Origin of the sequence: Streptomyces sp. NPDC059828, assembly GCF_042731955.1 — a bacterium.
Taxonomy (GTDB): domain Bacteria; phylum Actinomycetota; class Actinomycetes; order Streptomycetales; family Streptomycetaceae; genus Streptomyces.
The window spans coordinates 82,651-93,105 of sequence record NZ_JBHWIW010000014.1 but is presented as its reverse complement, the minus strand read 5'-3'; the positions used below and the strand labels follow the sequence as shown (position 1 = coordinate 93,105).

Below are 10,455 nucleotides of genomic sequence, written 5' to 3'. Positions count from 1 at the left end.
GTTTTTTTTTTTTTATTCTAACTTAACTCCCACCCCCATCCGTACTACGACCACCACAACGGGTGCTTGACCCCGGGGGGCGGGGCGTTCCCCCCGCCCCCCCCCCCCCGACGGCAGACCCGCAGCAGCAGAGATCCGACTGCACGAAGGGGACGCCATGACAGCGACGACCGACGGAAGCTCCGGGGCCCCGGTACCCCGCGCAGCCGCGGCCAGCGAACCGACCGCCACGCCTACCGATCCACCCTCATCCGGCGATCCTGCTCCGGGGGCCGACGCGCTCTTCGCCGCCGAGCGGGCGGCGCAGCGGTCCGCAGAGTATCTGCTCGACATCCAGGACGCCGGGGGCTGGTGGAAGGGCGACCTCGAGACCAATGTCACGATGGACGCCGAGGATCTGATGCTCCGCCAGTTCCTGGGCGTCCAGGACGAGAAGACCACCCTTGCGACGGCCCGCTTCATCCGCGGGAAGCAGCGTGACGACGGCGCCTGGGCCACGTTCCACGGCGGTCCCGGAGAGCTCTCCGCCACCGTCGAGGCCTATGTCGCACTGCGCCTTGCGGGCGACCGCCCCGGTGACCCGCACATGGACCGTGCCGCGGCCTGGATCCGTGCCCGGGGCGGGATCGCGGCGAGCCGGGTCTTCACCCGCATCTGGCTGGCGCTCTTCGGCTGGTGGAAGTGGGAGGACCTGCCCGAGCTGCCGCCCGAACTGATCTTCCTGCCCTCATGGTTCCCGCTCAACATCTACGACTTCGGCTGCTGGGCCCGGCAGACCATCGTCCCGCTCACCATCGTCTCCGCCAAACGGCCCGTGCGCCCCGCGCCGTTCCCGCTCGACGAGCTGCACACCGACCGCCGCTGCCCCAGTCCGCCGAGGCCCCTTGCGCCCGCCGCGAGTTGGGACGGTGTCTTCCAGCGCCTCGACAAGGTGCTGCACGGCTACCGCAAGGTCGCCCTGCGACCCCTGCGGCGTGCGGCGTTGAACGCCGCGGCGCGCTGGATCGTCGAGCGGCAGGAGAACGACGGCTGCTGGGGCGGTATCCAGCCGCCCGCCGTCTACTCGCTGATCGCGCTGCATCTGCTCGGCTACGACCTTCGGCATCCCGTGATGCGTTCGGGTCTCGAGTCGCTCGACCGCTTCGCCGTCTGGCGGGAGGACGTACTGCCGGGGGAGGGCGGCCATGGGGACGGCCCCGTGCGGATGATCGAGGCCTGCCAGTCGCCGGTGTGGGACACCTGCCTCGCCACCATCGCCCTCGCCGACGCCGGACTGCCCCCCGACCATCCGGCGCTGGTGAAGGCCGCCGACTGGATGCTCGCCGAGGAGGTCGTCAAACGCGGCGACTGGGCCGTGCGCAAACCCCGGCTCGCCCCTGGCGGCTGGGCGTTCGAGTTCCACAACGACAACTATCCCGACATCGACGACACCGCCGAGGTCATCCTGGCCCTGCGCAGGGTCAGGCACCCTGATCCGGAGCGCGTCGAGGCGGCGATCGCACGGGCCGGCAACTGGACGCTCGGGATGCAGTCGAAGAACGGCGCCTGGGCGGCGTTCGACGCCGACAACACCAGCGTGCTGCCCAACCGGCTGCCGTTCTGCGACTTCGGCGAGGTGATCGACCCGCCGTCCGCCGATGTCACCGCCCACGTCGTGGAGATGCTCGCCCACGAGGGTCGCGCCCACCACCCCCGCACCCGCGCCGGCCTCGAATGGCTGCTCGCCGAACAGGAGCCGAACGGAGCCTGGTTCGGGCGCTGGGGCGTCAACTACCTCTACGGAACCGGCTCGGTCGTACCGGCGCTCACCGCGGCGGGTCTGCCCACCGGGCACCCCGCCATCCGGCGCGCCGTCCGCTGGCTCGAGTCCGTGCAGAACGAGGACGGCGGCTGGGGGGAGGATCTGCGCTCCTACCGCGACACCGCGTCCGTCGGCAAGGGCGTATCCACCGCGTCGCAGACCGCGTGGGCCCTGATGGCACTGCTGGCCGGAGGGGAGCGGGACGGCAAGGCGGCCGAGCGCGGCATCGCCTTCCTCACCGACACCCAGCGCCCGGACGGCTCCTGGGACGAGCCGCATTTCACCGGCACCGGTTTCCCCTGGGACTTCTCCATCAATTACCACCTCTACCGCCAGGTCTTCCCTCTCACCGCACTCGGCCGCTATGTGCACGGCGCGCCTTCCCCCCGCCGGAACGGGGCCTGACCGTGGACGCCTCGGATTCCGCCGGCCGCGCCGCCCCCACCGCCCCCGTCGAACAGTCCGGGGGCGGGCCGTCGGAGCTGCTGATCGCCTGCGCCCTCGGCATCGAACAGCTCGCCCTGCGCGGCGGGCGCAAGGGCCATGCCGGCGCGCCCGGACCGGTGACCGTACTCCGCACGGGTATGGGCCCGGCGAACGCACAGCGGGCCGTCAGCGGTGCGCTCCTCGACCGGCGACGGACCGGTACCGCGGTCCTGGCCTCCGGCTTCTGCGCCGGGCTCGTCCCGGGCATGCACCCGGGCGACCTGGTCGTGGCGACCGAGACCCGCGGCCCCTGGGGAACCACCACCTGCGACGGCACCGAACTGCTGGTGCGGGAGCTGTCCCGTGTCGTACCCGGTCACACCGTCCACTGCGGCCCGCTGACCGGCTCCGATCATGTGGTGCGCGGCCAGGAGCGCACGGCGCTGGCCGCCACCGGCGCGATCGCGGCGGACATGGAGTCCGCCGCCACGCTCCGCAGTGCTCTGAGCGCGGGCGTGCGCCCCGTTGCGGCCGTCCGGGTGGTCGTGGACGCTCCAGAGCATGAACTGGTACGCATCGGCACGGTCCGCGGTGGAATATCGGCAATCCGTGTCCTGCGAGCCGTGCTTCCGGCTTTCCATGAATGGCACCGTTCTTCGCTGCTCCCCAGGAGGTGAGCCAGATGGCCATGCCGCTCCGCCAATCCATCAGGGTCGGGACCTACCTCTTCGAACAGAAGCTCCGCAAGCGGGAGAAGTTTCCGCTGATCGTGGAGCTGGAGCCGTTGTTCGCGTGCAATCTGAAGTGCGAGGGATGCGGGAAGATCCAGCATCCGGCGGGCGTGCTCAAGCAGCGGATGCCCGTCGCGCAGGCGGTCGGCGCCGTGCTGGAATCCGGGGCGCCGATGGTGTCGATCGCCGGTGGCGAGCCCCTGATGCATCCTCAGATCAGCGAGATCGTGAGCCAGTTGGTCAAGAGGAAGAAATACGTCTTCCTGTGCACCAACGCGATGCTGCTGCGCAAGAAGATGGACGACTTCACCCCGTCCCCGTTCTTCGCCTTCGCCGTCCACATCGACGGGCTGCGTGAGCGCCATGACGAGTCCGTCGCCAAGGAGGGCGTGTTCGACGAGGCGGTGGCAGCCATCAAGGAGGCCAAGCAGCGCGGCTTCCGGGTCACCACCAATTCCACCTTCTTCAACACCGACACCCCGCAGACCGTCATCGAGGTGCTGAACTACCTCAACGACGAGCTCGAGGTCGACGAGATGATGATCTCGCCGGCGTACGCCTATGAGAAGGCACCCGACCAGGAGCACTTCCTCGGGGTCGAACAGACCCGCGAGCTGTTCCGGAAGGCCTTCGCCGGAGGCAACCGGAGACGCTGGCGGCTGAACCACTCACCGCTCTTCCTGGACTTCCTCGAGGGCAAGGTCGACTTTCCGTGCACGGCATGGGCGATCCCGAACTACTCGCTCTTCGGCTGGCAGCGGCCGTGCTATCTGATGAGCGACGGCTATGTGCCGACGTACCGTCAGCTCGTCGAGGAGACCGACTGGAGCAAGTACGGCCGGGGCAAGGACCCGCGCTGTGCGAACTGCATGGCGCACTGCGGCTATGAACCGACCGCAGTACTCGCCACCATGGGCTCCCTCAAGGAGTCGCTGAGGGCCGCCCGGGAGACGGTGTCCGGCAACTGACGGGGAGAGAGCGAGGGGTACGGGCGATGAGCGAAGGGTTCGACCTCGGGCGCCTGCTCGCGGAGCGCGGCGGTGAACGCTACGAGCTGCACGACAGGTATCTCAACCACCAGCTGCCGCGCATGCTCCGCACCATCGGCTTCGACAAGGTGTACGAGCGCGGCGAGGGCGCGTACTTCTGGGACACGGACGGCAACGACTACCTCGACATGCTCGCCGGCTTCGGCGTCATGGGCCTCGGCCGGCACCACCCCGTCGTGCGCAAGGCGATGCACGACGTGCTCGACGCCTCGCTCCCCGATCTCACCCGCTTCGACTGCTCACCCCTCCCCGGGCTGCTGGCGGAGCAGCTGCTGGCGCACAGCCCGCACCTGGACCGGGTGTACTTCGGCAACAGCGGTACGGAGGCCGTCGAGACGGCCCTGAAGTTCGCCCGGTACGCCACGGGCAGACCCAGGGTCCTCTACTGCGCCCATGCCTTCCACGGGCTGACCACGGGTTCCCTCTCGGTCAACGGCGAGGCGGCCTTCCGCGACGGCTTCGCCCCGCTGCTCCCCGACACCGCCGTCGGGCTCGGCGATCTCGCCGCGCTGGAACGGGAGCTGGAACGCGGGGATGTGGCAGCCTTCGTCGTGGAGCCCATCCAGGGCAAGGGCGTGCACGAGGCCCCGCCCGGGTTCCTGCCCGCCGCACAGGAACTGCTGCGCCGGCACGGGGCCCTGCTGGTCGTGGACGAGGTGCAGACCGGCCTCGGCAGGACCGGGGACTTCTACGCGTACCAGCACGAAGCCGGGGTGGAGCCCGATCTGGTGTGCGTGGCGAAGGCGCTCTCGGGCGGCTGTGTCCCGGTCAGCGCCACCCTCGGCAGGGACTGGATCTTCAAGAAGGTCTACTCGTCCATGGACCGGGTGCTGGTGCACTCGGCGAGCTTCGGCGGGAACGCCCAGGCGATGGCCGCGGGGCTCGCGGTGCTCGCGGTCCTGGAGGACGAGCAGCTCGTCGCGAACGCGAGGGCCGTCGGCGGGCTGCTGAAGTCGCGGCTCACGGCCCTCGTGGACCGCTACGAGCTGCTGAAGGAGGTCCGCGGCCGGGGCCTGATGATCGGCATCGAGTTCGGCAGGCCGTCCTCGCTGAGACTGCGTGGCCGGTGGACCATGCTGCAAGCCGCGCGTAAAGGCCTCTTCGCGCAGATGGTGGTGGTGCCGCTGCTCCAGAAGCACCGGATCCTCACCCAGGTCTCCGGGGACCACATGGAAGTGATCAAGCTGATTCCACCGCTGGTCATCGGAGAGGCGGAGGTCGACCGGTTCATTGCGGCGTTCACCGCCGTGATGGACGAGGCACACGGTGGCGGCGGGCTGATGTGGGACTTCGGCAAGACGCTGGTGAAGCAGGCTGTGGCCCAGCGTTAGCGGCTCCTGGGCCGTTTTGCCTCTGAGGCAAGAAATTTGCCTCAGAGGGAAGATCCTGGCGCAATGGACGCATGAGTCCTTCCGCCTCAGAGCCTCCGGGGCAGCCGGTGGACGAGCTGCCCGATGTGGCCCCGCGGCTGCGCGACTTGCGCCGCCGCCGAGGCCTCACCCTGGAGGCCGCCGCCCAGCGGGCGGGCCTGTCACCGGCGCATCTCTCCCGGCTGGAGACCGGCCATCGGCAGCCCTCGCTGCCGATGCTGCTCGCCCTCGCGAGGATCTACGGTACGACCGTCGCCGAGCTGCTCGGTGAGCACCCACCGGAACGCGACTCCGTCATCCGCGGTGGCGGGATGGGACCCGCTGAGGCCGACGGCTGGAGCTACCGGCAGACCGGCGGCTGGGGCCGCGCCATGCAGGCCTTGCGGGTGCGGGTGCCCTATGGGGCCCAGGGCGATCTGGTGCGGGTCCATCCGGGTGAGGAGTGGCTCTACGTCCTGGACGGCAGGCTTCGGCTGGGCCTCGGGGACAGCGTCCATGAGCTCACCCCGGGGGACAGCGCGCACTTCGACTCGCTCACCCCGCACCGAATCGCCTCCGCCACACCAGGCGGGGTCGAGCTGCTGTTCGTCCACACCCTGCTCCAGAGCCCCGATCCGCACGCGCGACCGCACACCTGAGGAGATCCGCATGCCCGGTGCACCTGAGAAGTCCTCGTCGAACGACCAGAAGTTCCCGCTCGGCCTGGCCGTCCGGCTGTTCGCCTATCTGGTCGCGGGCCACCTGTTCGCGGCGTTCCTCTACCTGCTGTTCACGGTCGGCGGGCAGTGAGGCCGGGGGCGCGCGGAGGTATCAGACCGTGCCGTCCAGCAGGCGGTCGCGCAGCCGCTCCCGGGTCTCGGGCGTGATGCCGAGGCCCGCGGAGAGATAGCGCTCGGGGCCGCCCCAGGTCTCCTCGATGGCCTCGAAGGCAGCCGCCAGATACTCCGCGCGGGCGTCGAAGAGCGGGTTGAGCAGGTCCATGACCTCGGGGGACATCCCGGCGGAGGAGGTGTCGCTGCGGCGCACCTTGTAGCGGCGGTGCGGATCGTTCGACTTCAAGTAGTCGGCCTCGATGGCGTCCCGCTCGACGCCCACCGCGAGCAGGGAGATCGCGATCGACAGGCCCGCGCGGTCCTTGCCCGCGGCGCAGTGCATCAGGGCGGGGACGCTGTCCTCGGCGAGGGAGTGCAGCACGCGGCTGTGCTCCTCGGTCCGCTCCTTGATCATCTTCCGGTACGAGTCGGACATCCGGCCGGCCGCCTTGCCGTCGGCGAGGATCGAGCGCAGCTGTTCGAGATTGCCGTCGCGCACCATCATCCAGAACTCGGCGCCGTCGGCGGGGTCGCTGAGCGGGATGTTCACGTTCCGCACGCCGGGCAGCTCGACGTCGGCCCCCTCGAGCTTGTGGTCGGCGGCGTTGCGGAAGTCGAAGATGGTGTGGAGCTCGAGGGACGCGAGGAACACGGCGTCGTCGGCGGTGGCGTGGGCGAGGTGCCCGCTGCGGAACAGTCTGCCGTGCCGCACCCGGCGCCCGTCCACGGTCGGCAGACCGCCCACGTCCCGGAAGTTGCGCACGCCCGAGAGCTCGGGCTCGGTCGAAGGGACCTGGGGCAGCTGCTGCGTCACGGGGGCTCCTCCGTGTCTGCGGTTGGCGTCGCGCGTCGACGACGGCGTGCACCTGACCATACGACATGGGTTCCTCGGGAAATCACCCCGCCTGGAGTGAGCCTATCTGGGGTTAATGCCGGTTCTGTCCGATTTGATGAATTAGGGAAGAGTGAACCAGTTAGGAACGAGATGGGATTCCCGTCGTGAGCGGGATCATATTCGTGACGGTCCGTTGCCGTGTCTCCCCATCAAACCCCTTTGTGTATAAGGCAATCAAAGATCCGTAATCCACGCAGGGTGACCGGAAAATCCCCGTTGATATCGCACGGGTGAATGCCGACCGATTAGGACTGCTTGTACCGCTCGCCCGACTCGCCTACGGTCGCCGCAATCCGGTCGGACCGCCGAATCCTGCCGCCGTCCGGAATTCCGCACACACTCACGCGTGGCAGGAGCGGGGGACCCAGGTAAGTCGCCGTCCCGGGGTTCCGGACGGCTAGGGGTGAAGTCGTGCCATCGCACGGCCGGGCAGCTCCAGCCCGAACCCGACAGCTCACCTCGCAGGCGCCGGAGAGGAATTCGCCATGCCCGGACGGGGTAAGCACCGCCGACCCAAGACCAGCCCGCTCGCTCGCGGATTCGTCGCCGCGGGAACCGGTGGCGCCGCCATCGCACTCCCGCTCATCGGCGCCGCAGGCGCGGCGCACGCCACGGGGAACTCCGCTCCCGCGGCCACCGCCGAGCACACCGCCGCAGTCGCCCGACAGGCCGCCGCCCCGCAGTCGGTGGCCGCTCCGAAGCCGCCCAGGACCTACACGGTCGTGTCCGGCGACTACCTGTCCAAGATCGCCGAAGAGCAGCATGTCCGCGGCGGCTGGAAGAAGCTGTACGCCGAGAACCGCGAGGTCGTCGGCGAGAACCCCTCGCTGATCCACCCGGGTCTGAAGCTCGCCCTCGGCACCGCGGCGAAGACCGCGGCACCGACCGAGCGCCCGGCCCAGGCGCCGGCGAAGGACGAGCGCGCCTCGCGGTCTGCCGACCGTACCGCCGATGCCCCCAAGGCCGCCCCGGCTGCCCCCGGGGTCAAGGCCAAGGTCAAGGTCGAGGCCAAGGCCAAGGTCGAGGCCGCCGCCCCCGCGGCTGCCGAGGCTCCGTCCGCTAAGAGCAAGGAGTCCTTCTACTCTGCTCCGGTCGCCGGAGGCATCAGCACCGCCTACCGCACCCCGGGTGCCATGTGGTCCAGCGGCTACCACACCGGTCTCGACTTCATCGCCTCCGTCGGTACCTCGGTCAAGTCCGTCGGCCCCGGCACCGTCGCCTCGGCCGGATGGGCCGGCGCTTACGGCAACCAGGTCGTCATCCGGCACGGCGACGGCACCTACTCCCAGTACGCCCACCTCTCCTCCCTCTCCGTCTCGGCCGGGCAGAGCGTGAGCGGCGGACAGCAGATCGGCCTCTCCGGCTCCACCGGCAACTCCACCGGTCCGCACCTCCACTTCGAGATCCGCACCACGCCGAACTACGGCTCGGACATCGACCCGCTGGCCTACCTCCGCCAGCACGGTGTGCGCCTCTGAACCACCCCCTCGAGCTGACGTAACGTCAGTGACGTCCGCCGCTCCCCACCTGACGCGGGGAGTGGCGGACGTCTGTGTGCCGCCGGTATTCCCGTCCGCCGAAAACCGGCTCGGTGGTCTATGTCACGCCCCGTCAACCCCTCCTACGGTGGCGTAGGTCACTTCGCGCGGTGAAAGATGTCGTGACGTGGCAGACGATTCGAGATCAACAACAGACACACTATTCGGGTCGTACGCGGCGATCGGTGACAGCTTCACCGAGGGCGTGGGGGATCCGGGGCCCGACGAGCAGTTCGTCGGCTGGGCAGACCGCCTCGCGGTGCTGCTCGACGACCGTGTACCGGAGCACACCTTCCGCTACGCCAACCTCGCCGTACGCGGCAGGCTTCTCGACCAGATCGTGGAGGAGCAGGTCCCCCGGGCGAAGGAACTCGCCCCCGACCTGGTGACGTTCTGCGCGGGGGGCAATGACATCATCCGGCCCGGCACCGACCCCGACGACGTCGCCGAGCGCTTCGAACGCGCCGTGGCCGACCTCCGCGCATCCGTCGGCACCGTCATGGTGACCACCGGATTCGACACCCGGGGCGTGCCGGTGCTCCGCCATCTGCGTGGCAAGATCGCTACGTACACCGCCCACGTACGGGCCATCGCCGACCGCCACGGCTGCCCCGTACTGGACCTCTGGTCGCTCAGGTCCGTCCAGGACCGCCGTGCCTGGGACGACGACCGCCTCCACCTCTCCCCGGAGGGCCATACCCGCGTCGCGCTCCGCGCCGCACAGGTCCTCGGCATCGGCATCCCCGCGGACCCGGACCAGGAGTGGCCCCCACTGCCGCCCCGGGGTGCGCTGGAGATCCGTCGCGACGACATCCTCTGGGCCAGGGAGTACCTGGTCCCGTGGATCGGCAGGCGACTGCGCGGGGAGTCCTCCGGCGATCACGTGGAGCCGAAGCGTCCAAATCTCCTTCCGCTCTGAGGCCCGCTACGGAGTCCGCGCCCCGGGCCCAGCCCGGGCCCGGGACCGTCCATCTCACCGTGTGCTGACGTGTGGGCGGGGATCCGTTCCAGGACCCCGCCCGCGAACACGTCGTACAACGGCAGCGACTCCAGGTGGACATAGCCGATGTGGCAGTCGCAGACGGCGAGCGGGCAGGCGCGGGGCTTCAGCGCCGCGCGGTAGGAGCCGTCGTAGAGACTGCCGAGCCGGGTGCGGACGAAATGGCAGCGCCGCACCGAGCCGTCCCCGTCCACCGAGATCACCGACTCTCCGGTGCGGCACGGCAGCCCGGCCGAACGGTGGGGGTGGCGGCTGTAGGGGAACAGCGGATCGAGGGCCGTCCAGCGGGCGGCCTGCTCGTCCGTGTAGGTGTGCCCCTCTGCCGCGTTGATCCACAGATAGACCTGCGGCGGAAGCTCCGCCCGCAGCCGCCGTGCCTGCTCCAGATGCTCCTCGAAGCCGACCACGCCCACGCTGAACCGCACTCCTCGCTCGGTGAGCTCCCGGCACTTGCCGAGGAACCGGTCGTACGGAGTCTGCCCGGGGTGGTACGTGCACCACAGCGCCAGCGTGTCCGTGTCGGCGTCCGCCAGCCAGTCGGTGCGGCAGCTCAGGTTGGTCTGGATGGCGACCCGCCGGATGTGCGGCAGTTGGGACAGCTCGACCAAAGTGCTGCGATACCAGGACCGGACCAGCCCCTCTCCCCAAGGTGTGAACAGCACGGAGAGACGGTCGTCCGACTGCTGCGCCGCCCAGGCCGCGAACCTGCGCAGTGCGTCCCGGTCGGCTCGCAGCTGCTCCCGGCTGTCGCGGCGCTTGGCGAAGGGGCAGTACGGGCAGTCGTAGTCACAGGAGGCGAGCGGGCCCCGGTACAGCAGGGTCAGGTCCATCGA

The 10,455-nt window shown here is 69.7% G+C and carries 10 protein-coding genes and 1 riboswitch; of the genes, 8 read left to right on the top strand and 2 right to left on the bottom strand.

Annotated elements, in window-relative coordinates:
• Positions 1-157 precede the first annotated feature (157 nt).
• The 6 genes from shc (at position 158) to ACFV6V_RS11640 (ending at position 6,166) form a co-directional block, all read left to right on the top strand.
• Positions 158-2,206, top strand: a complete 2,049-nt coding sequence (gene shc, locus ACFV6V_RS11665) for a squalene--hopene cyclase (protein ID WP_385562578.1) — start codon at positions 158-160, stop codon at positions 2,204-2,206.
• Between the two features lie 77 nt (positions 2,207-2,283).
• Positions 2,284-2,904, top strand: a complete 621-nt coding sequence (locus tag ACFV6V_RS11660) for a 1-hydroxy-2-methyl-2-butenyl 4-diphosphate reductase (RefSeq protein WP_385562650.1) — start codon at positions 2,284-2,286, stop codon at positions 2,902-2,904.
• A gap of 5 nt (positions 2,905-2,909) precedes the next feature.
• Positions 2,910-3,926 carry an adenosyl-hopene transferase HpnH gene (gene hpnH, locus ACFV6V_RS11655; protein WP_385562576.1) on the top strand — a complete coding sequence of 339 codons (1,017 nt, stop codon included), beginning with the start codon at positions 2,910-2,912 and terminating at the stop codon, positions 3,924-3,926.
• Positions 3,927-3,952: 26 nt separating this feature from the next.
• Complete coding sequence (locus ACFV6V_RS11650; protein ID WP_385562573.1) at positions 3,953-5,338, top strand: aspartate aminotransferase family protein; 1,386 nt, start codon at positions 3,953-3,955, stop codon at positions 5,336-5,338.
• A gap of 71 nt (positions 5,339-5,409) precedes the next feature.
• Entirely contained in the window at positions 5,410-6,015 is a 606-nt protein-coding gene (locus ACFV6V_RS11645) for an XRE family transcriptional regulator (protein ID WP_385562570.1), read from the top strand.
• A 10-nt stretch (positions 6,016-6,025) separates the two neighbouring features.
• Positions 6,026-6,166 carry a DUF6126 family protein gene (locus ACFV6V_RS11640; protein ID WP_385562567.1) on the top strand — a complete coding sequence of 47 codons (141 nt, stop codon included), beginning with the start codon at positions 6,026-6,028 and terminating at the stop codon, positions 6,164-6,166.
• Between the two features lie 21 nt (positions 6,167-6,187).
• On the opposite strand, the gene ACFV6V_RS11635 is transcribed toward ACFV6V_RS11640, so the two are convergent.
• Entirely contained in the window at positions 6,188-7,003 is an 816-nt protein-coding gene (locus tag ACFV6V_RS11635; protein ID WP_385562564.1) for a tyrosine-protein phosphatase, read from the bottom strand.
• Positions 7,004-7,411: 408 nt separating this feature from the next.
• Positions 7,412-7,565: riboswitch (cyclic di-AMP (ydaO/yuaA leader) on the top strand.
• A gap of 4 nt (positions 7,566-7,569) precedes the next feature.
• Between ACFV6V_RS11635 and ACFV6V_RS11630 the strand changes: the two genes are divergently transcribed.
• Both ACFV6V_RS11630 and ACFV6V_RS11625 read left to right on the top strand, forming a co-directional pair.
• A complete protein-coding gene (locus ACFV6V_RS11630) occupies positions 7,570-8,562 on the top strand; it encodes a peptidoglycan DD-metalloendopeptidase family protein (RefSeq protein ID WP_385562561.1) in 993 nt (330 codons plus the stop codon).
• A 187-nt stretch (positions 8,563-8,749) separates the two neighbouring features.
• A complete protein-coding gene (locus ACFV6V_RS11625; protein ID WP_385562558.1) occupies positions 8,750-9,541 on the top strand; it encodes an SGNH/GDSL hydrolase family protein in 792 nt (263 codons plus the stop codon).
• On the opposite strand, the gene ACFV6V_RS11620 is transcribed toward ACFV6V_RS11625, so the two are convergent.
• The gene (locus tag ACFV6V_RS11620) at positions 9,502-10,452 is read right to left on the bottom strand and encodes an STM4011 family radical SAM protein (protein ID WP_385562555.1); all 951 of its coding nucleotides are present in this window, start codon (positions 10,450-10,452) and stop codon (positions 9,502-9,504) included. The two genes, ACFV6V_RS11625 and ACFV6V_RS11620, sit on opposite strands and share 40 nt — an antisense overlap.
• Between the last annotated feature and the right edge of the window lie 3 nt (positions 10,453-10,455).